Below are 20102 nucleotides of genomic sequence, written 5' to 3' on the forward strand. Positions count from 1 at the left end.
GGCTCATCAACTCGCGGACGCGCACCGCTCCAGGCGGAAGGTGCGCTCGAACCCGGCCGGCTTCGTCGTCAACGTCACTTCCACCGCACCGCTCGGGGCGATGACGTAGCGCTCCTCGACATCGGGCCCGTCCGTCCAGCGGCCCACCGGCTGACGCCCGAGGTCGTCGCGGTCGTAGAGGGCGGGGTCGAACGGGAACAGCACCGGGTCATAGGGGGTGACGTCGCCGTCGGGCCGCCCGTTGACCAGGCGGCTGCATTCCACGAACCGGAAGTGCCCGATGTTGTGTGCCGCCCGATATCTGCGCCTCACCACCAGCGGGGATTGCCCGTCCGCCGGAAGCGAAACGTCCTTGCACACGATCGGGTCGAAGACGACGCCGGCGCCGGCCTCCGCCTCCCGGAAGACCCCGAAGTTCCTCGAGAAGCGTTCGGAGAGCGCGAAACCCGACTCCTTGTCCAAAAAGACGGCGAGTCCGATGGCGGTGGCGGCGAAGGGGTGCGGCGAGCGTTTCACCCGCTTCTCGCCGAACGTGCTGCGCAGCATCCGGGACACCAGCGGGAAGCCGCCGGCGCCGCCAACGACGTAGATGCCGGCCACCTCCGACCAGTCCACGTCCCTGCGGCCGCGCGCCGGATCCCGCAGGACCCGGTTGAGCAACTCCGTCGTCTGGTCGACCAGGGGCGCGCACACCGCGTAGACGTCGTCGATGGGGCAAGAGAACGGCGGCCGATCGACCGCGGACAGGTCCACCAGGAAGCGGCGGGTCTGCGGCCCGACGGCCTCCTTGCGGGCGGCGCACTCCTCGGCCAGCAGGTCGCGCCTGGCGGCGTCGAGGCCGGGCAGCTCGGCGCCGGCCAGCACCAGCTCGACGATCGCCTCGTCGAAGTCGTCACCGCCGAGGCGCTGAATGCCCTCGCTGATGACGACCTCGTTCGCGTGCCCGGTCATCTTCAGCAGCGACGCGTCGAAGGTGCCGCCGCCCAGGTCGTAGATGAGGACGTATTCGCGCTTGGCGGTGATGGTGGATCGGTACCGGTGGGCATATTCCAGGCTCGCGGCGGAGGGCTCGTTGAGCAGCGCGACGACGTGAAAACCGGCGTCCACGTAGGCATCCAGGGTCAGCAGGCGCTGGGCGCTCGAGGCGTTGGCCGGCACGCTGATCGCGGCTTCGATGCCTTCGCCCGGCGCCAGGGTGGCGTTCGAGTGCCGCTGCAGATGGGTTTTCAGCTGGGCCAGGAAGCTGGTGAGGAGGTCGGCCAGGCGATAGTCACGGCCCGCGAGGGTGACCTCGGTCTGGGGCCCGGCGTCGTTGAGCAAGCGCTTGAACGAGCGCAGCACCGACCATCCCGGTTCGTGGCGGACGGCGGCGGCGTCCGCGCCGAAGCGCAACTCCCCGGCGGCGTTGGCGGCGATGAGCGACGGCCACGCATCCATGCCGTCGAAGGAGACGACGGGATAGTTGCCCCGGTCGACGGCCGCGACGACGGTGTGGGTGGTGCCAAAGTCGATACCGACTCTCATCGCGCAAGTTTAGGACCGTGACGCGGGCTTGGGCACGACCATTTTGCGCGGCGTGCCGTCCGCGTTCGGTCAGTCCTCGAAATGGCGCTCGTAGTCGTTGTGCTCGAGCCACCACTGCAGGTTGTAGGTCCCCATCGCGAGCAGCACCATCAACCCGGCGCAGGCGACGCTGACGATCGCGGTCACAGCCTGTCCATTTCGCGCGCCATGCGGGCGTCCTCGATGTAGCGGTAATGCCTCGGTGGGTAGGGGCGGCGCGGCTTATTCGCGTCCGCGGCCATTCGGCGCAGCACGGCGGCGATCCGGCTGGCGAGGGGGGCAGGGCGCGTCCCCTGGACAACGGCGGCGCCGAAGAGCACCTGCTGGGTGGTGATGAGGACCTCGGTGGGGGCCGCCTCGACCGTGGGTGCCGCCGACGACGGTTGTGCAGTGGGGTGGGTATCGGGTGCGGGCCGTAGTCCCGTTGGCGTGACCAGCATTTCGTTCACCTTCTTCGCGTTGCGCCCCGGTTGACCAGGCAGGTCGGCCGGTGATGCGGCTAACGTAAGGTCGGCGATCGCCAGTGGGCACGCGTAGTCGACTACCTGTTTGTGTGCGGTTCGCTACTCCGCCTGTGCAGCCCGTCCCACCTGCGTTGCACCTCGCGTTCGGCGGCGGTGGGGATCAGGCCCGAGGGCGCGAAGAACCTCGACGGCACCGGCTCGTCCTCGGTCAGCGGCCGGTTCAACCTGCTGCCCGGACCGCGAATGGCCCCGAATGCGACCAGGACTCCGGCGATCAGCACGATGACGACAGCCACCGCGAACAGGATGGACAACGTGCCCTGGATGAAGGTGTTGCGGATGACCTCGTCGAGCTGGTGTGCGTTCTTGGCCGACCCGAACGACGTCTTACCCGCGCTCCTGGCGGCCAGGTACCGGAAGTGTTGCGTCCAGTAGCCGACGGCGGGATCCGCGGAGAAGATCTTCTGCCACGACGCGGTCAGCGTGACCACGAGATCCCACAGCAGCGGAACCCCGGGAACCCACGCCCATTTCAGCAGGCCCTGCTTGATGACGATCACCGTGATGACGGTCAGCGCGATGGCCGCGAGCAGCTGGTTGGCGATGCCGAACAGTGGGAACAGCGTGTTGATGCCGCCCAACGGATCGGTCACGCCCATCAGCAGGATGCCGCCCCACGCGGCGACCACCGCCAGGCTGCACCCCCAGACGCCGGGGCGCCAACTCGGGTTTTGCAGCTTGGCCAGCGGCCCGCCCAGGTTGCCCAGCGCATCGGAGAGCATGAACCGCGCGACCCGGGTGCCCGCGTCGACGGCGGTCAGGATGAACAGCGCCTCGAACATGATCGCGAAGTGGTACCAGAACGCCTTGAGACCGGCGCCGCCGAAGGCCCGGTTCAACACCTCGGACATGCCGACCGCCAGCGTCGGGGCGCCGCCGGTGCGTGACACGATCGACTTTTCGCCGACGCCGGCGGCGGCCTGGCTCAGCTGGTCCGCGGTCGCCGGCCCGCCCGACAACCCGAGGCCGTTGACGTAGTGCGCCGCGGTGGCCGCGCTGCCGCCGGTCTGCGCGGCCGGGGCGTTGAGCGCGAAGTACACGTGCTGGTCGAGGACGGCCGCGCTGATGAGCGCCATGACGGCGACGAACGACTCGGTCAGCATGCCGCCGTAGCCGATGAAGCGCATCTGGCTTTCCTTCTCCAGCAGCTTGGGCGTCGTCCCCGACGAGATCAGCGCGTGGAACCCGGACAGTGCGCCGCACGCGATGGTGATGAACAGGAACGGAAACAGCGAGCCGGGGAACACCGGTCCGTCGCCGCTGTGGGCGAACCGCGAGACCGCCGGCGCCTGGATGAGCGGATGCGCGAGGAAGATGCCGAGCGCCAGCAACGCGATGGCGCCGATCTTCATGAACGTCGACAGGTAGTCGCGCGGCGCCAGCAGCAGCCACACCGGCAGCGCCGACGCCACGAAGCCGTAGCCGATGATCAGCCAGCAGACGGTGACCGCGGACAAGTTCAACCACGATGCGCCCCAAGAGGTTTCGCTGACCCAGTTGCCGGAGACCACGGCGAGCATCAGCAACGCTAAACCGATGAGTGAGACTTCGCCCACCCGCCCTGGCCGCAGGAACCGCAGGTAGCAGCCCATGAAGAGGGCGATGGGTATGGTCAAGGCGATGGAGAACACGCCCCACGGGCTCTGGGCCAGTCCGCGCACCACCACCAGGGCGAGCACCGCGATGATCATCACCATGATGACGAGGACGCCCACCATCGCGGCGGCCCCGCCGGCGGCGCCCAGTTCGTCGCGCGCCATCTGGCCCAGCGAACGGCCCCGCCGCCGGGTGGAGATCCACAGCACCAAATAGTCCTGCACCGCGCCGGCGAATACCGCGCCGAGAATGATCCAGATGCTGCACGGCAGGTAACCCATCTGGGTGGCCAGCACCGGACCGACGAGCGGCCCGGCCCCGGCGATGGCGGCGAAGTGATGGCCGAAGAGCACCCGGCGGTCGGTAGGCACGTAATCGGTGCCGTCGTCGAGAACCTCGGCGGGCGTGGCGTGGTCGTCACGCGGCCGGACGATCTTCAATTCGATCAGCCGGGCGTAGAACCGGAATCCGATCAGGTAGGTGCAGATCGCTGCGACGACGATCCACACCGCGTTCACCGTCTCGCCCCGGGCGAAGGCGATGATCGCCCAGGCGACGGCGCCGAGCACCGCAACGATCGCGAACACGATCTTGTGCCGCGCGGTGATGGGGGAGCGGTCGACAACCGCGACTGGAGGCAGGTCATCGTCGGTGTGGATGTAGCTGACGTCTGTGTCGCGCCCGGTGACTGCCACGCGGAAACCCTACGCGCGCTGAACAAACTGTGCCTGTCCAGAAAAGCCCTGGTTCAGTACAGCGCGCGCACCGCGTCGATGGTGTCGGCCTCGGCGGGGCTCTTGTCGTCGCGATAGCGCACCACACGGGCGAACCGCAGCGCCAGCCCGCCGGGGTAGCGCGACGACTTCTGTACGCCGTCCAGCGCGATTTCGACCACCTGTTCGGGCCGCACACCGACGACGTAACCGTCCGTCCCGCCGACCGCGAGTTCGCTGAACCGGGCGGTCTGCCACTCCAGCATGGCGTCGGTCATGCCCTTGAAAGTCTTTCCCACCATGATGAATTCGCCGCTGGCCGGATCACGCGCGCCCAGGTGGATGTTGGAGAGTTTGCCGCGCCGCCGCCCCGATCCCCACTCCACCGCGAGCACCACCAGATCCAGCGTGTGCACCGGTTTGACCTTCAGCCAGCCCGCCCCGCGGCGCCCCGCCGCATACGGCGCGTCGGGCGCCTTGGCCATCACACCCTCATGGCCGGCGGCCAGCGTCGCGTCCAGGAAGGCGCCCGCCTCCGCGGGGTCGGCGGTGAGTAGCCGGTCGACCCGCTGCGCCGGCGGCACCAACGCGTCGAGGGCCGCCAGCCTCTCGGTGGTCGGAGCGTCGATCAGGTCGACGCCGTCACGATGCAGGATATCGAAGAAGAATACCGAAAGCCGCTGCGCGGCAAGGGCTGCGGCGATGTCGACGGAGCGTCCGAACCGTGAGGCGGTGACCTGGAACCGGTGCGGACGGTTGTCGGGCCGCAGCGCGATGGCCTCGCCGTCGGCGATCAGGTCGTGGACCGGCAGTGCCAGCGTCGCCTCCACCACCTCGGGCAGCCGGGCGGTGACATCGTCGAGGCTTCGGGTGTAGACGGTGACCTCGTCACCGGCGCGGTGAATCTGCACCCGCGCCCCGTCCAGTTTGGCTTCGAAAATCGTTGCGCCGCCGTGGCGTTCGATCGCGTCGGCCACGGCCGTCGCGGTCTGCGCCAGCATCGGGCCGACCGGCCGGCCGACCCGCAGGGTGAACGCGTCCAGTGCCGCCGCCGCACCGGACAGGGCGGCCGCCGCCACCGCCGGCAGGTCCCCGCCCAGCATTGCGGCGCGCTGCACCGCGGCGACCGGGATGCCGGCGGCCTTGGCCACGGCGTCGGCCATGATCCCGGCCAGCGCGCCCTGGCGCAGTTCGCCGCCGAGGAGTCGCAGCAGAAAGGTCTGTTCGGTGTCGGTGGCGGCGGCGAACAGGGCGTCCAGCAGCGCGGCGCGGCGCGACTGCGCGCCCTTACCCGACACGGCGCCGATATCGGAGAAGGTGGCGTCAACTCCTGCGACGGTCAGCGAGGCGTCCGACGCCGCCGGCGGGCGTGAGCGCAGCGCCGCCCAGCCCACCCCGATCTGGCGTTGCCGCAACTCGCCGGAAAGCCACGACACGATGACGGCGACCACCGCGGCGTCGGGCGCGGCGCGGGTCAGCAGGTCGGCGATGTGGGCGACTTTGGTCAGCCGCGACGACGTGCTCCCGACGTCGGTAGACGTCGTTGCCACGTCGATGAGGAGCACGGTTGCCAGCTTGGCATGGCTCGGTGACAGCCCTGAAGAGCGGACACGCTAGCGTGCCTACGTAACGTTACAGATCGCAGTGATTCTGACAACCACAAAGGAGACGTCCGGATGGAGATCAGTGGGAAGAAGGTCGTCGTCATCGGCGGCGCCTCGGGAATGGGCCGTGCCAGCGCCGAGCTGCTGCACGAACGCGGCGCGGATGTCGCGATTCTCGACCGCGAGGGTTCCGACGGTAAGACCGTCGCCGAGGGCGTCGGGGGCACCTTCTACCCGGTTGACGTCACCGACTTCACCGGCACCGAAGAGACCCTGCAGGCCGCGGTCGACAAGCTCGGCGGCCTGCACGTCGTGATCACCACCGCGGGTGGCGGTATCGCCAAGCGGACGCTGACCAAGTCCGGTCCGCACGACCTTGAATCCTTCCAGTCCGTGATCGATCTCAACCTGATCGCCACCTTCAACATCAGCCGGCTGGCCGCGGCGCACATGGCCAAGAACGAGCCCGAAGACCCCGACACCGGGGAGCGCGGCGTCATCATCAACACCGCTTCCATCGCGGCCTTCGAGGGCCAGATCGGGCAGGTCGCCTACACCGCCGCCAAGGCGGGGATCGCCGGGATGTGCCTGACCATGGCGCGCGACCTGGGCTCGGTGGGCATCCGGGTGCTGGGGATCGCCCCGAGCCTGTTCGCCACGGGCTTGACCCAGGGCATTCCCGACGAGTTCGCGACGCAGCTGACGAAGGACGCGGCGTTCCCCAAGCGCCTCGGCCGTCCGGAGGAGTACGCGAAGCTGGCCGCGGCCATCGTGGACAACCCGATGCTCAACGGCCAGTGCCTGCGACTGGACGCCGGGCAGCGGTTCGCGCCCAAGTAGACGCCCCCCGTTGGGGCCCTCCCCGCATTAAGTACACTCTTTAGGCAGCCGCCCCGCTTCCCCTCGAAGCGGGGCAGGCCACCCAGCTTCAGCTCCGACGATGCGGGCCGCGCGGCGGTCCGAGCGGGAGCGGGACAATCACACCCGGCTGGCATGCGGCGCGAGGAGGGCCCTCATGGGTATCGCAATAACCGACGACCATCGTGAACTCGCCGAGGTAGCTCGCGGGTTCTTGACCTCGCAGAAGGCGCGGTGGGCGGCGCGATCGCTGCTCGACGCCACGGATGAGCCGCGCCCGGGGTTCTGGCAGAACCTGGTCGAACTCGGCTGGCTCGGCCTGCACGTCGACGAGGAGTACGGCGGCTCAGGCTTCGGGCTGCCCGAACTCGTCGTAGTGATCGAAGAACTCGGTCGCGCGGTGGCGCCCGGCCCGTTCGTGCCCACCGTCATCGCGTCCGCGGTGATCGCCAAAGACGGTACCGCCGAACAGAAGTCGCGGCTGCTGCCCGGCCTGATCGACGGAACCGTCACCGCGGGCGTCGGGCTGGACAGCCAGGTGCGGGTCAACGACGGCATGGCCGAGGGTGAGGCCGGAATCGTCCTGGGCGCCGGGCTTGCCGAGCTGCTGCTGATCGCGGCGGGCGACGACGTGCTGGTGCTCGAGCGCGACCGCGACGGTGTCTCGGTCGAGGTGCCGGAGAACTTCGATCCGACACGGCGATCCGGTCGCGTCCGCCTGCAGAACGTGCGCATCACCGACGACGACGTCCTGACCGGGGCGCGGCAATCGGCGCTGGCCCGCGCCCGCACCCTGCTGGCCGCCGAGGCCGTGGGCGGGGCATCGGACTGCGTCGACACCGCCGTCGAGTACGCCAAGGTGCGCCAGCAATTCGGGCGCACCATCGCCACTTTCCAAGCGGTCAAGCATCACTGCGCGAACATGCTGGTGGGTGCGGAGTCCGGGATCGCCGCCGTCTGGGACGCCGCCCGCGCGGCGGGCGAAGACACCTCGGCCGACGAGGAGCAATTCCGGTTGATCGCGGCGGTGGCCGCGGCGCTTGCCCTCCCGGCCTACGTCCGCAACGCCGAACTCAACATCCAGGTGCACGGCGGCATCGGCTTCACCTGGGAGCACGACGCGCACCTGCACCTGCGCCGGGCGGTGGTGAGCGCAGCGCTGTTCGGCGGCGACGCGCCGGCCGCCGACGTCTTCGAGCGCACCGCCGCCGGCGCTGTCCGCGAGAACAGCCTGGACCTGCCGCCGGAAGCCGAGGAACTGCGCACCAGCATCCGCGCCGACGCCACCGAGATCGCCGCCCTGGGCAAAGAGGCCCAGCGCGACAAGCTGATCGAGACCGGCTACGTCATGCCGCACTGGCCCAAGCCGTGGGGACGCGCGGCCGACGCCGTCGAGCAGCTGGTGATCGAGGAGGAGTTCCGCGCGGCCGGCATCAAGCGGCCGGACTACGGCATCACCGGCTGGGTGATCCTGACCTTGATCCAGCACGGAACACCTTGGCAGATCGAACGATTCGTGGAGAAGGCGCTGCGCAAGGACGAGATCTGGTGCCAGCTGTTCTCCGAGCCCGACGCCGGATCGGACGCCGCGTCCATCAAGACGCGCGCTACCCGGGTGGACGGCGGCTGGAAGATCAACGGCCAGAAGGTCTGGACCAGCGGTGCGCATTACTGCGCGCGCGGCCTGGCCACCGTGCGTACCGACCCCGACGCCCCAAAGCACGCCGGCATCACCACGGTGATCGTCGACATGAAGGCGCCCGAGGTCGAGGTGCGCCCGCTGCGGCAGATCACCGGCGGCTCGGACTTCAACGAGGTCTTCTTCAACGACCTGTTCGTCCCCGACGAGGACGTCGTCGGCACGCCCAACTCCGGGTGGACCGTCGCGCGCGCGACGCTGGGCAACGAACGAGTCAGCATCGGCGGCAGCGGATCGTTCTACGAGGGGCTGGCCGACCAATTGGTGCAGCTCGCCGAGCAACGCCCGGATCGGTTGGCGGGCGGGCGAATTCGAGTGGGGTCGTACCTCGCGGAGGAAACCGCATTGCGGCTGCTGAACCTGCGGCGCGCCGCGCGCAGCGTCGAAGGGGCGGGGCCCGGTCCAGAAGGCAACGTCACCAAGCTCAAGCTGGCCGAGCACATGGTGGAGGGCGCCGCGATCATGGCGGCGCTGCTGGGTCCGGAGGTCGCGCTGACCGACGGTGCCGGCGCCCTGGCGGGCCGGTTGATGATGGGCGCCCGCGGGATGGCGATCGCCGGTGGCACGTCGGAAGTGACGCGCAATCAGATCGCCGAGCGGATCCTCGGCATGCCGCGTGACCCGCTGATCAACTAGTTCGGGGCGGTCAGGCCGGCGCGAATTGCGCCGCGCCGCCGCTGCCGCGTTCCGGGCGCAGGGCGACAGGCATGCCGCAGCTCACCGAATCCGGTTCGCAATCAACAATATTGGCGGCCACCCGCAGGCCGCTCTGTTCGGCGAGCTCGACGATCGCGATGACGTACGGGGTGGAGATCTCCGGGTTGTACGGGTGATGGTTGACCGTGTAGGTGAACACGGTGCCCCGCCCGGAGACTTCTCGCGCCTCCAGCGTGCCGCCGCACTCGCGGCACGCGCCGCTGGCCGGATGCACCCAGCGCGTGCAGTCGTCGCAGTACTCGATGAGCAGCGGCCCGTTTGACACGACGAATACAGTACACTCAATTGATTCGATGCGGCGGGTGTGGTTCTGACGGGCGGTGTACATGGCGCATTTCGAAAAGGACGCGATCTTGTCCGGCATCGGAATCTCACGAATCGGCCGCCGCACCGGCATCCCGGGCCTGGAGCTGACCATGGAGGCGGTGCGCACCGCCATCGAGGACGCCGGGTTGGCCGCGAGCGACATCGACGGCATCGCCACGCTGGGTGACACACCCGCGGCGGACGTCAACGCCGAGTTGCGCATCGACGCCACGGATTGCGGATCGGGCTTCGGCACCGGGGGCCTGCTTTCGCCGGTGATGTCGGCCTGCCGCGCGGTCGCCGAACGCCGCGCCCGACACGTGGTGGTCTACCGGACGATCCAAATGCTCGGCGGCACGGTCCCGGTCAAACAGGACGAGAACGCGCCGGCCCCGCCGCTGGCGCGCATGTTCGAGACACCCGAAGGGGAGCCGAAGCCTGCCGTCGGTGCGATGGATGACGTCAACGATCTGGTTGCGGCGCATGCGTATTCCGCCGCCAACTGGCTGGCGCTCAACTGCCGTCGCCACATGGACCTGTACGGCACCACCAAAGAACAGCTGGGCTGGATAGCGCTCAACGGCAGGCGCAACGCGGCATTGAATCCCCGTGCGGTCTACCGGGATCCGATGACGATGGCCGACTATCTGGGCGCGCGGCTGGTATCCACCCCACTGGGGCTGCTGGACTGCGACGTGCCGATCGACGGCTCGATCGCGGTGGTGGTTTCGCACGCGGAATACGCCGCCGACTGTCCCCACCGCGCGGTGAAGGTGGAGGCGATCGGCGGGTCCGACGGCGCCGGCGGCTGGTTTCACCGCGCGGACTACCCGAAGATGGCGATGTCGGATGCCACCGCGCAGATGTGGTCGCGCACGACGTTGAAGCCCGCCGACCTCCAGGTCGCCCAGCTCTACGACGGATTCACCTATCTCACCCTGGCGTGGCTGGAAGCGCTGGGGGTCTGTGGAGACGGCGAGGGTGGCCCGTTCGTCGAGGGCGGGCAACGGATCGCCCGCGACGGGCACCTGCCGCTGAACACCTACGGCGGCCAACTTTCGGCGGGGCGCATGCACGGCTACTGGGCGCTGCATGAAGGGTGCCTGCAGCTGCGCGGCGACGCGGGGGAGCGGCAGGTATCGCGTCGCCCCGAGGTGGGCGTCGTCTCCGTCGGCGGTGGACCCGTCGCGGGGTGCATGCTGCTGACCTGTTGAGCGACAGCGTGATCGGATGACTGAGGAGCCAAGGACCGGCCAGGCCGCCAAACTCGCTTCGATCCTCGCCCGCGACATCGAAGCCGATATCGTCCGCCGTGGTTGGGCGGTAGGCGAGTCGCTGGGCTCCGAACAGGCTCTGCGGCAGCGCTTCGGGGTGAGCCGGTCGGTACTGCGAGAGGCCGTCCGCCTGATCGAACACCATCAGGTCGCGCGGATGCGCCGCGGGCCCAACGGCGGGTTGTACATCTGCGAGCCGGATGCGGGGCCCGCCACCCGCGCCGTCGTCATCTATCTCGAATACCTGGGCACGACGCTGGGCGACCTGCTCAACGCGCGCCTGGTGCTCGAGCCGCTGGCGGCCTCGCTCGCCGCCGAGCGCATCGACGAGGCCGGGATCACGCGGTTGCGGGCGGTGCTGCAGGCCGAGGAGCAGTGGAAGCCGGGTTTACCGGCGCCGCGCGACGAGTTCCACATGGCGCTGGCCGAGCAATCCAAAAACCCGGTGCTGCAACTGTTCATCAATGTCCTGATGCGGCTCACCACGCGCTATGCATTGGCGTCGCGAACGGATTCGGCGACCGAGGCCATCGAGGCCGTCGACCAGCTGCATGCGCACCACTCCGCGATCGTCGCGGCCGTCACGGCCGGCGATTCGGCGCGCGCCAAGACGCTGTCCGAGCGACACGTCGAGGCCGTCACCGGATGGCTGCAGCAGCATCACGCGGGCGACCGGAGCCGGGGTCGCACAAGGCGGCGGCGGCTCGATTCCGATGCGCCCCGGGGCAAGCTGGCCGAGATGCTGGCCGTCACCATCGGCGACGACATCGCCGCGAGCGGCTGGCAGGTAGGTTCCGTCTTCGGCACCGAGGCGGCCCTGCTGGAGCGCTACCGGGTGAGCCGCGCGGTGCTGCGCGAGGCGGTGCGGCTGCTCGAATACCACTCGATAGCCCACACGCGCCGCGGACCCGGCGGCGGGCTCGTCATCGCCCAACCCGCGGCGCAGGCCAGCATCGACACGATCGCGCTGTACCTGCAGTACCGCGACCCCAGCCGCGAAGACCTGCGGTGCGTCCGCGATGCCATCGAGATCGACAACGTCGCCAAGGTGGTCAAGCGGCTGGGCGAACCCGAGGTGGCGGCCTTCCTGGCCACCCATCGGTCGGCACTGCCGCAAAACTCCCGCCAGACGGAAGACGACGTGCGGCAGGCGATCGCGGAGGAGTTCAACTTCCACGCCCGCCTGGCGCAGCTCGCCGGTAACGCGCTCCTGGACCTGTTCCTTCGGATCATCGTCGAGCTGTTCCGCCGGCACTGGTCGAGTACCGGGCAGGCGCTGCCGACCTGGTCGGACGTGCTGGCCGTGCACCACGCTCACCTGCGGATCGTCGAGGCGGTCGAGGCGGCCGACGAGAGCGTCGCCTCTTATCGCCTCCGCCGTCATCTCGACGCGGCCGCCTCGTGGTGGCTGTAGAAACGCGATCGCCGGCCCTCCAAGTGGCCTCTCCGATGAGGCGAACCCAAATGTGATGCGTTGCGCGGTATAGCGAAGGCCCGTCTGGGGTACTGACACGGAGGGAAGGCGGCAGCCTACCCAGCAGGGGGTTGGCGTAAGTGATCGAAAGCGAGAGCGCTGAAGTGACGGCGGGTAACGAAGCCAGACAATACGGTTTCGTCCACACCGCATCGATTTATCACTCTCAGCAGGAGTTTGTGGACCTGGTGGGCCGCTTCGTCGGCGACGGCTTAGTGCTGGACGAGGCGGTGCTGCTAGCCGTGCCGCCCGAGACGCTGGCGCTGCTGCGTGACCAGTTGTACCCCGGTGGCGATTTGCCCGCCGATGTGCGCCTTGCCGACATCAGCGAGGTGGCCCGCAACCCGAGCCGGTTCATGGCGATGGAGGGTGCGTTCATCGACGAGCACCCGGACCAGCGAGTCCGGATCGTCAGCCAGCTTGCCTGGCCCGGCCGTACCGACGAAGAGTTCGTCTCCTGCATCGAGCACGAAGCGCTCGTCAACGAGGCCATGGACGGCTATCCGGCGACAAGCCTGTGCCTGTACGATGCGAGCCAGCTCGACGATGCCGTCCTGGCCGACGCCCGCGCCACACATCCGCTGCTATGGGAATGCGGTGCGCTGCAGCGCAGCCCGAATTTCGCCCCCAGCGCCGTCCTGGAGCGCTGTAACCGGCCGCTCGCCGCCGGTGCGGGGGCCGTCACCTACATGGTCCGCAAGTCGGCCGACCTTCGGCCGGCCCGGTCCTTTGCCGTTGACTACGCGGGCTGGATGGGGCTGTCGCAGGACTGCATTGAGGATCTGCAGTTGGTCGCCACCGAGTTGGCCACCAACAGCCTGATGTACACCGGTGGCGCCTGCCGGTTGGCCTTTTGGCAGGACAACGGGCATCTGATCTGCGAGGCACGTGATACCGGGCGACTCGAGGACCCGTTGGTGGGGCGCTTGGACCCCGGCCCGTGCGGCCCCGCGAGTCGCGGCCTGTATCTGGTCAACGCCATCTCGGACCTGGTGCGCACCCACACCACCAGGACGGGTACGACGATTCAGGCATACCTGCGGTGCGAGCCCGCCGCCGGCCCGGCCGGTTAAGACGAAGCGGCCCAAGAGAATAGCGACCCGCCGAGACCACAGGTCCCCGCGGGTCGCTTGTCATTCGGGTCAGAGGCCGAGCGCCCCGGTGATGCCGCCGACGATGCCACCGACCGTGCCGCCGACGGTGCCACCGACCGTGCCGCCGGTGGTGCCGCCCAGCGTGCCACCGGTTGTGGCACCGGTCGTCCCCGTCACCAAGCATCCCGTCGGCGCGAACAACACCAACACGAATCCCGCCGCGGCCGCCGTGGCTTTAACGACCTTCTTCGTCCTCGTTGAATTCATAATCAATTCCTTCCATCTGGAGGGCATCGCCCCGCAGGTAAACCGTCCGATTTAGCGGATGTTACAACGGCTATTGAATACACGTAAAGACCTAATTTGCATTTGGTGGCGCGTGCGCTGCGAGCGTCCGAAACGCGCCAATTAGCCACTGCAGCAGCCTCATTCGGAGATAGGCGCGCGTGGACGGCTTTGCGCTTGCGCCGACGGCTAATAAAGAATTGCGTGACCCACGGGGAGGCCACTAGAAGGTAATTGACGGCGCAATAGTGCCATTGCTTTGGCGTTATTGCGTGCCTGACCCCGACCGGAATCGGGTGAATTCTCCGTCATCCGGGGCCGCCGGATGGACGAAGCGAGTGAGGAAGGCGTCCCGCCGAGACGAGGGTCCCGGCGGGACGCTCGTTCAATCGGATTAAAGGCCGAGGCTGCCTAGAATTCCTCCGACGGTAGTGCCGCCACCGCCCGCGCCGCCGATGAGGCCAGAGCCCCCGGCTCCGCCGACGGTCGCACAGCCCGGTACTGCCAACACCGCGGCCACCCCGAGGGCCGCTACGGCAGCTTTGAGGGTTTTCTTGGTGCTCTTCGCCTTCATGATCGTGCCTTCCGTGAGGGGTAGTTGAACAGCCGTCTAATTGACTGCTGCTCGGCGACATACCCCCTGTTAAACACGCGTAAACCAAACTTTTTGGATTGTTTTCTATATTTTTTTGTACGGTCCGTTTGTGCGGCTCAGCGGTGTTTTGCGCCCGCCCAAGGAAGTTGCAGAAACCGTGACCAGGCGTCTACTGTCAACGCTCGTGCGTCTTTTCGAGCGAGTCGTAGTAGCTAGCACCCGCAGCGGGGTCTGATCCTGACCGACCCCCCGCTGTGGGTCGGAAGCTACTGCCGTCGGTCGCTCCTGCTGACCAGAGAAGACCGGCACCATGACTTTTCCCGAGCGCGATCAGCTCCAAAATTTCCAATCCGCCCGCGTGTGGTTTGGCGAACGCTTCGGCGTCGCGTTGCCCCTCGGTCTGCGCGAGCAGGCCGACGCCATGTCCTGGGCAGGTTTCGTCGCAACCTATGGGCGCAACACCGGCCCGCTGCGGCTGGGCCACTGGCAGTGCGCCGACGACGGTCGCGCCGCGACTCGACTGGGCCCGCAGGCCCGCGCCTTCCGGGCCGTGATCGCCGTGGGCGATCGGATCAGCACCGTCACCGCTGCGGCGTCAGGACCGATCGCGGCCCTGACCGCGATGCTGCATGAGCGCGGGCTCACGGTCGAGATCGTGAAGTTCCATCAGATGCAATCGGCAACCGGCAGCGCGACTTTCATCCGCGGCAGCGACGGCGTCCGCGCGGAGTGGGCGATGGGCTGGGCCGACGATCCGACGGAGTCGGCGCTGCGCGCCGTGATCGCCTGCGCCAACCGGCTGTTCGCCGCGCAGCGAGGCGGGACCGAGCAATAGGTGAGTTTCATGTGCGCTAGCGCCAGTGATAGCGCACATGAAACTCGGCCCCTACCGCGACGGCGGCGACTGTGGCTGCCGTCGCGGACGTTCTACAGCGGGCGCAGCACGATCGGCATGCCGTCCATCGGAATAGGCATGCCGCCGTAGTCCCAGTGCGGCTGGTAGTCCGGGCGGGCCAGCTCGATGCGGTAGCGGCGCAGCAGCCGGTGCACCACGGTCTTGACCTCCAGCTGACCGAACACCATGCCGATGCACTTGTGCGCACCACCGCCGAACGGCGCGAACGCGTACCGGTGCTTCTTGTGCTCCGAGCGTGGTTCGGCGAACCGGTCCGGATCGAATTTGTCTGGCTCCGTCCACAATTCGGACAGCCGGTGATTCATGCCGGGCCAGATGGTGATGTTGGTTCCGGCCGGGATGTAGTGGCCAAGCAGCTCGGTGTCGCGCACCGCCATCCGCATGTTGAACGGCAGCGGCGTCACCATGCGCAGCGACTCGTTCATGATGAGTTCGAGCGTTTCCAGCTTCTCCAGCGACTCGATGTCCAGCGGTCCGTCGCCCAGGCGCGCCGACTCCTCGCGCGCCCGCTCCTGCCACTCCGGGTTGGCGGCCATGTTGTAGACCATCGTGGTGGTCGTCGAGGTGGACGTGTCGTGCGCGGCCATCATCAGGAAGATCATGTGGTTGACGATGTCCTCGTCGGTGAAGCTGTTGCCGTCGTCGTCCTCGGTGTGGCACAGCACGGTCAGCATGTCGCTGCCGGTGGCGTTGCGGCGGTCCTTGACCCGCTCGGCGAAGTAGTCCTCGAGCAGCTTGCGGGCCTTCAGGCCGCGCCACCACTTGAACGGCGGAATCGGCTGGCGGATGATCGCGCCGCCGGCGCGCGTCGTCGTGGTGAACGCCTGATTGACCTTGGTCACCAGGTCATGGTCGGACCCGGGCTCGTGCCCCATGAACACCAGCGACGCGATGTCCAGGGTGAGCTCCTTCATCGCCGGGTGGAACAGGAACCGCGCGTCGTTGGTGGGCCATTTGGCGACGATGTCGGTGGCGACCCGATCGATGTGCTCGACGTACCCCGTCAGCCGGCTGCGGGTAAAGGCCTCCTGCATGATCCGGCGGTGGTACATGTGCTCGTCGAAGTCGAGCATCATCAGCCCGCGGTTGAAGAACGGCCCGATCACCGGGTGCCAGCCCCTCTGCGAGAAGTCCTTGTTCCTGTTGGAGAACACGGCCTGGGTGGCGTCGGGCCCCAGCGCGGTGACCGCCGGCATGATCGGCGAGTCCAGGTAAATCAGCGGGCCGTGGTTCCGATAGAGGTGCAACGCGTAGTCCGGGCCGCCGCGGAACAGCTCGATGATGTGGCCGAGGATCGGGAGCCCGGCATCGCCCAGCACGGGCTTCAGGTCGCTGCCGGCCGGCGGTTCCGCCAGGACTTTGGTCTCCCACTCGTGGGCGAGCAGGCGCTTCTCGATCGCACCCATCCCCGGAATGGTCTGCAGCGTCGGGGTGAACCGGCGCCGCGCCTGATCCAGCAGGTAGTGCGGGGTGCTGATGGTGGCGGTCATAAACGCTCCTTTGCGTGCCCTCCGGGTGACGGCCGTCACTGATTTATAACCTTCGCTGAAAAACTTGACGGCTGTCAAGTTTGCTTTTTGCGCGGCGTGGTGCAAGGTCAGGGAGTGACCAGCCACCCCGCCACTCCAGGGCCGGGCGCACGACGGCGTGGCGACAAGCAACGCCAGGCGATCGTGCAGGCGGTGCGCGAACTGCTGCAGGAAAAGCCCTTTGCCGAGTTGTCGGTGAGCACCATCAGCCTGCGGGCCGGGGTGGCCCGATCCGGCTTCTACTTCTACTTCGACTCCAAATACGCGGTGCTGGCACAACTCATGGCCGAGGCCGCCGAGGAGCTCGAGGAACTCACCGAGTACTTCGCCCCCCGGCAGGCCGGCGAGTCGCCCGAAGAGTTCGCCAAGCGGATGGTCGGCAGCGCCGCGGCCGTCTATGCGCACAACGACCCCGTCGTGACCGCCTGCAATGAGGCCCGCAACACCGACGTCGAGATTCGCGATCTGCTGGACCAGCAGTTCGAGGTGGTGCTGGACCAGATCGTCGGGATCGTCGAGGCCGAGATGAAGGCAGGGACGGCCACGCCGATCAGTGACGACCTGCCGACGCTGATCCGCACCCTGGCCGGCACCACCGCGCTGGTGCTGACCGGCGACCCGATCCTGACCGGGCGCGACAGCGACCGTGACCGACGGGTGCGCGTCCTCGAGCAGTTGTGGCTGCACGCGCTGTGGGCGGGCCGTCCCTAGCGCGGTGGTACCGCCGGTATCGTCACGGCCATGGCGCAGAGGGAGTTCGGGCGGTCTTTCGCGGGAAAGCGGTGCCTTGTCACCGGTGCGGCGAGCGGGATCGGCCGCGCTACGGCATTGCGGCTCGCCGCGCAGGGCGCCGAGCTCTACCTGACCGACCGCGACCGCGACGGACTCGAACAGACCGTGGCCGACGCGCGCGCGCTGGGCGCGCACGTCTCCGAGCATCGCGCGCTGGACATCGCCGACTACGACCAGGTGGCCGCTTTTGCCGCCGACGTCCACGCCGCACATCCGAGCATGGACCTCGTCCTCAACATCGCCGGCGTATCGGCGTGGGGCACCGTCGACCGGCTGACCCATGAGCAGTGGAGCAAGATGATCGCCATCAACCTGATGGGTCCGATCCACGTCATCGAGACCTTCGTCCCGCCGATGGTGGCGGCCAAGCGCGGCGGGCACCTGGTCAACGTGTCCTCGGCCGCCGGGCTGGTGGCCTTGCCGTGGCATGCGGCCTACAGCGCCAGCAAGTACGGACTGCGCGGCCTGTCCGAGGTGCTGCGCTTCGACCTGGCCCGGCACCGCATCGGGGTGTCGGTCGTGGTGCCCGGAGCGGTGAACACCCCGCTGGTGAACACCGTGGAGATCGCCGGCGTGGACCGGGACGATCCCAACGTCGCCCGGTGGATCCGGCGTTTCGCGGGCCATGCGGTCTCGCCGGAGAAGGCCGCCGACAAGATCCTGGCCGGGGTGGCCAAGAACCGGTACCTGATCTACACGTCGGCCGACATCTGGGCGCTGTACGCCTTCAAAAGGCTTGCGTGGTGGCCCTATAGCGTGGCCATGCGCCAGGTGAACGTCATCTTCACCCGCGCGCTGCGGCCCAGCCCGCCCACGATGCAGGCCGTGCAGCGGGCTGAGGAGGAGGCGGGCCATCAGCCCGGCCCGGCGACGCTAGTCCGGCATGACCAACTCAAGGCGCACGCCGAGCAGGCGGACCGGCCGGTCGAGCTCGAATAGGTCGAGAACGCGAAGGGCCGCGGCCACGATGAGGTCGCGATCGGTGCTGGGCGCATCGAGCTTGCGAATCTTGGTGCGCGTGTAGAAGGTCGCCGTTCGCACGGTGACCGCCACCCGACTCACCACTCGGCCCTCCGCCAGCACATCCGTCAGCGCCTGCTCGGCCAGACCCGTTACGGCCGCCTCCATTTCGGATCGATCGGTGAGGTCGCGCGGAAACGTGACGACGTGGCTGCGCGAGCGTGGGACCCAGGGCTCGGCGCTGACCTGGCTGTCGCCGCCACCCTTGGCCAACAGCAGCAGCCACAGCCCGGTGCGCGGCCCGAACGTGGCCGTCAGCAGCTCCGCGTCGCAGTGGGCCAGCTGCCATACCGTCGTAATCTCAAGTTCGGCAAGCTTTTTCGCCGTCTTAGGACCCACGCTCCAGAGCGCGTCCACTGGACGGTCGGCCATCAGCGGCATCCAGTTCGCGTCGGTGAGCACGAAAATGCCTCCCGGTTTGGCGAAGCCGGTGGCGACCTTGGCGCGCTGCTTGTTGTCGCTGATTCCGACCGAGCAGGACAGCCCGGTCTCCGAGGAGATGACGCTGCGGATCTGCTGCGCGACCTCGCCCGGGTCCTGTCCCGTCACCGCGACGTAGGCCTCGTCCCAGCCCCAGACTTCGACCGGATGGCCCAGGTCGCGCAGCACCCCCATCACCTGATCGGACGCCTCGTCGTAGGCGGCCGGATCCGACGGCAGGAAGGTGGCCTCGGGGCAGCGGCGGGCGGCCGCCCGCAACGGCATGCCCGCCCGCACACCAAACTCGCGGGCCTCGTAGGAGGCGCAGGTGACGACCTTGCGCGGTTCGCTCGGATCGCCGCTACCGCCGACAATGACTGGCAGCCCGGCCAATTCGGGGTGGCGGCGCAACTCGACCGAGGCCAGGAACTGATCGAGGTCGACGTGCAGAACCCAATCCGTGGCGTTCACCGCCCGCACAGCTTGCGCGCCACGCTTTCCCATGCGTCACCCAACGTCTGCAGGGTGTGGCCGCGTTCGTTGAGCTGGTGCTCGACATAGTTCACGTTGAGGAGGGCCAGCAGGGCATCGGTCTGAGCGTCGAGGTCGCCGGTGGTGTGCGCCGCCTGGAGTAACACCCGGATATGGGTGTAGTGCACGAGGACGGGCGCGCTGTAGCGAGTCTGCGGATCGCGGTGGGCCTCCGACAGCAGTTCGTGATGGGTGTGGGCGAAACAGATGCGTTCCCGGCCGAAGGCCACCAGCCGGTCGATCGGCGGGGCGTCGGGCCCCAGTGGGGGCGGGCCGAACAGGAAGGCCTGCTGGCTGGCTTGCTCGTCCTCGTCGAGCAGCACCATCATCAGGCCGGCCCGGCTGCCGAAGCGGCGGAACAGCGTGCCTTTGCCGACCCCGGCCGCCGCGGCGATGTCGTCGGTGGTGACGGCGTCGGCGCCGCGTTCGGCGACCAGGCTTCGGGCAGCCTGGAGGAGCAGGGCGCGGTTGCGTGCCGCATCGCCCCGTTCCTGGTGCACCACCTCGGGCGCGAACACGTGCAACTCACCGGACCGCTCGCTCACTCCTGCACTTTAACGCCGCCGGAATAAAGCGGACTATAGTCCGGTTA

At 68.3% G+C, this 20102-nt stretch carries 17 protein-coding genes; 8 read left to right on the forward strand and 9 right to left on the reverse strand.

Annotated features, from left to right (window positions below):
- Positions 1-6: 6 nt before the first annotated feature.
- The 4 genes from ACZYVJ_RS21375 to ACZYVJ_RS21390 all read right to left on the reverse strand — a co-directional run bounded on the left by ACZYVJ_RS21375 (position 7) and on the right by ACZYVJ_RS21390 (position 5961).
- Positions 7-1524: an Hsp70 family protein gene (locus tag ACZYVJ_RS21375; RefSeq protein WP_463833197.1), complete on the reverse strand. Its 1518-nt coding sequence runs from the start codon at positions 1522-1524 to the stop codon at positions 7-9.
- 182 nt (positions 1525-1706) lie between these two features.
- Complete coding sequence (locus ACZYVJ_RS21380) at positions 1707-2003, reverse strand: hypothetical protein (protein WP_463833198.1); 297 nt, start codon at positions 2001-2003, stop codon at positions 1707-1709.
- Positions 2004-2104: 101 nt separating this feature from the next.
- Positions 2105-4378 carry a carbon starvation CstA family protein gene (locus ACZYVJ_RS21385; RefSeq protein WP_463833199.1) on the reverse strand — a complete coding sequence of 758 codons (2274 nt, stop codon included), beginning with the start codon at positions 4376-4378 and terminating at the stop codon, positions 2105-2107.
- Between the two features lie 53 nt (positions 4379-4431).
- On the reverse strand, positions 4432-5961 hold the full coding sequence (locus tag ACZYVJ_RS21390) for an ATP-dependent DNA ligase (RefSeq protein WP_463833200.1): 1530 nt from the start codon (positions 5959-5961) through the stop codon (positions 4432-4434).
- A 111-nt stretch (positions 5962-6072) separates the two neighbouring features.
- On the opposite strand from ACZYVJ_RS21390, the gene ACZYVJ_RS21395 reads away from it, so the two are divergent.
- Together ACZYVJ_RS21395 and ACZYVJ_RS21400 are read left to right on the forward strand one after the other, a co-directional pair.
- A complete protein-coding gene (locus tag ACZYVJ_RS21395; protein WP_007772657.1) occupies positions 6073-6840 on the forward strand; it encodes an SDR family NAD(P)-dependent oxidoreductase in 768 nt (255 codons plus the stop codon).
- A gap of 175 nt (positions 6841-7015) precedes the next feature.
- Complete coding sequence (locus ACZYVJ_RS21400) at positions 7016-9193, forward strand: acyl-CoA dehydrogenase (RefSeq protein WP_463833201.1); 2178 nt, start codon at positions 7016-7018, stop codon at positions 9191-9193.
- A 10-nt stretch (positions 9194-9203) separates the two neighbouring features.
- Here the strand turns inward: ACZYVJ_RS21400 and ACZYVJ_RS21405 are convergent, their stop codons facing one another.
- Positions 9204-9539: a Zn-ribbon domain-containing OB-fold protein gene (locus ACZYVJ_RS21405; RefSeq protein ID WP_463833811.1), complete on the reverse strand. Its 336-nt coding sequence runs from the start codon at positions 9537-9539 to the stop codon at positions 9204-9206.
- A gap of 61 nt (positions 9540-9600) precedes the next feature.
- Between ACZYVJ_RS21405 and ACZYVJ_RS21410 the strand changes: the two genes are divergently transcribed.
- The 3 genes from ACZYVJ_RS21410 to ACZYVJ_RS21420 all read left to right on the forward strand — a co-directional run bounded on the left by ACZYVJ_RS21410 (position 9601) and on the right by ACZYVJ_RS21420 (position 13401).
- Positions 9601-10794, forward strand: coding sequence for a thiolase family protein (locus ACZYVJ_RS21410; protein ID WP_463833202.1), 1194 nt, complete (start codon positions 9601-9603; stop codon positions 10792-10794).
- Between the two features lie 16 nt (positions 10795-10810).
- Positions 10811-12268, forward strand: coding sequence for a FadR/GntR family transcriptional regulator (locus ACZYVJ_RS21415; RefSeq protein WP_463833203.1), 1458 nt, complete (start codon positions 10811-10813; stop codon positions 12266-12268).
- Positions 12269-12408: 140 nt separating this feature from the next.
- Positions 12409-13401, forward strand: a complete 993-nt coding sequence (locus tag ACZYVJ_RS21420; RefSeq protein WP_463833204.1) for an anti-sigma factor RsbA family regulatory protein — start codon at positions 12409-12411, stop codon at positions 13399-13401.
- Positions 13402-13470: 69 nt separating this feature from the next.
- On the opposite strand, the gene ACZYVJ_RS21425 is transcribed toward ACZYVJ_RS21420, so the two are convergent.
- Positions 13471-13689: a hypothetical protein gene (locus ACZYVJ_RS21425; protein ID WP_463833205.1), complete on the reverse strand. Its 219-nt coding sequence runs from the start codon at positions 13687-13689 to the stop codon at positions 13471-13473.
- Between the two features lie 923 nt (positions 13690-14612).
- Here ACZYVJ_RS21425 and ACZYVJ_RS21430 point away from each other — a divergent pair.
- Positions 14613-15137 carry a homocitrate synthase gene (locus tag ACZYVJ_RS21430; protein ID WP_463833206.1) on the forward strand — a complete coding sequence of 175 codons (525 nt, stop codon included), beginning with the start codon at positions 14613-14615 and terminating at the stop codon, positions 15135-15137.
- Between the two features lie 92 nt (positions 15138-15229).
- Here the strand turns inward: ACZYVJ_RS21430 and ACZYVJ_RS21435 are convergent, their stop codons facing one another.
- Positions 15230-16708, reverse strand: coding sequence for a cytochrome P450 (locus ACZYVJ_RS21435; protein ID WP_463833207.1), 1479 nt, complete (start codon positions 16706-16708; stop codon positions 15230-15232).
- Between the two features lie 114 nt (positions 16709-16822).
- On the opposite strand from ACZYVJ_RS21435, the gene ACZYVJ_RS21440 reads away from it, so the two are divergent.
- Positions 16823-17458: a TetR/AcrR family transcriptional regulator gene (locus ACZYVJ_RS21440; protein ID WP_463833208.1), complete on the forward strand. Its 636-nt coding sequence runs from the start codon at positions 16823-16825 to the stop codon at positions 17456-17458.
- 30 nt (positions 17459-17488) lie between these two features.
- Positions 17489-18478, forward strand: a complete 990-nt coding sequence (locus ACZYVJ_RS21445; protein ID WP_463833209.1) for an SDR family oxidoreductase — start codon at positions 17489-17491, stop codon at positions 18476-18478.
- Here the strand turns inward: ACZYVJ_RS21445 and ACZYVJ_RS21450 are convergent.
- Complete coding sequence (locus ACZYVJ_RS21450; protein ID WP_463833210.1) at positions 18413-19450, reverse strand: DNA polymerase IV; 1038 nt, start codon at positions 19448-19450, stop codon at positions 18413-18415. The two genes, ACZYVJ_RS21445 and ACZYVJ_RS21450, sit on opposite strands and share 66 nt — an antisense overlap.
- The gene (locus ACZYVJ_RS21455; RefSeq protein WP_463833211.1) at positions 19447-20055 is read right to left on the reverse strand and encodes a TetR/AcrR family transcriptional regulator; all 609 of its coding nucleotides are present in this window, start codon (positions 20053-20055) and stop codon (positions 19447-19449) included. Before ACZYVJ_RS21455 ends, ACZYVJ_RS21450 begins: the two co-directional genes overlap by 4 nt.
- Positions 20056-20102 lie beyond the last annotated feature (47 nt).

Source organism: Mycobacterium sp. IDUB_3 (assembly GCF_055419585.1).

What these genes read in the sequence shown, in the direction of transcription:
- ACZYVJ_RS21375 (WP_463833197.1), bottom strand. Translation starts at nt 1,524, where the DNA reads ATGAGAGTCGGTATCGACTTTGGCACCACCCACACCGTCGTCGCGGCC.
- ACZYVJ_RS21430 (WP_463833206.1), top strand. Translation starts at nt 14,613, where the DNA reads ATGACTTTTCCCGAGCGCGATCAGCTCCAAAATTTCCAATCCGCCCGC.
- ACZYVJ_RS21380 (WP_463833198.1), bottom strand. Translation starts at nt 2,003, where the DNA reads ATGCTGGTCACGCCAACGGGACTACGGCCCGCACCCGATACCCACCCC.
- ACZYVJ_RS21445 (WP_463833209.1), top strand. Translation starts at nt 17,489, where the DNA reads ATGGCGCAGAGGGAGTTCGGGCGGTCTTTCGCGGGAAAGCGGTGCCTT.
- ACZYVJ_RS21395 (WP_007772657.1), top strand. Translation starts at nt 6,073, where the DNA reads ATGGAGATCAGTGGGAAGAAGGTCGTCGTCATCGGCGGCGCCTCGGGA.
- ACZYVJ_RS21425 (WP_463833205.1), bottom strand. Translation starts at nt 13,689, where the DNA reads ATGAATTCAACGAGGACGAAGAAGGTCGTTAAAGCCACGGCGGCCGCG.
- ACZYVJ_RS21410 (WP_463833202.1), top strand. Translation starts at nt 9,601, where the DNA reads ATGGCGCATTTCGAAAAGGACGCGATCTTGTCCGGCATCGGAATCTCA.
- ACZYVJ_RS21435 (WP_463833207.1), bottom strand. Translation starts at nt 16,708, where the DNA reads ATGACCGCCACCATCAGCACCCCGCACTACCTGCTGGATCAGGCGCGG.
- ACZYVJ_RS21415 (WP_463833203.1), top strand. Translation starts at nt 10,811, where the DNA reads ATGACTGAGGAGCCAAGGACCGGCCAGGCCGCCAAACTCGCTTCGATC.
- ACZYVJ_RS21400 (WP_463833201.1), top strand. Translation starts at nt 7,016, where the DNA reads ATGGGTATCGCAATAACCGACGACCATCGTGAACTCGCCGAGGTAGCT.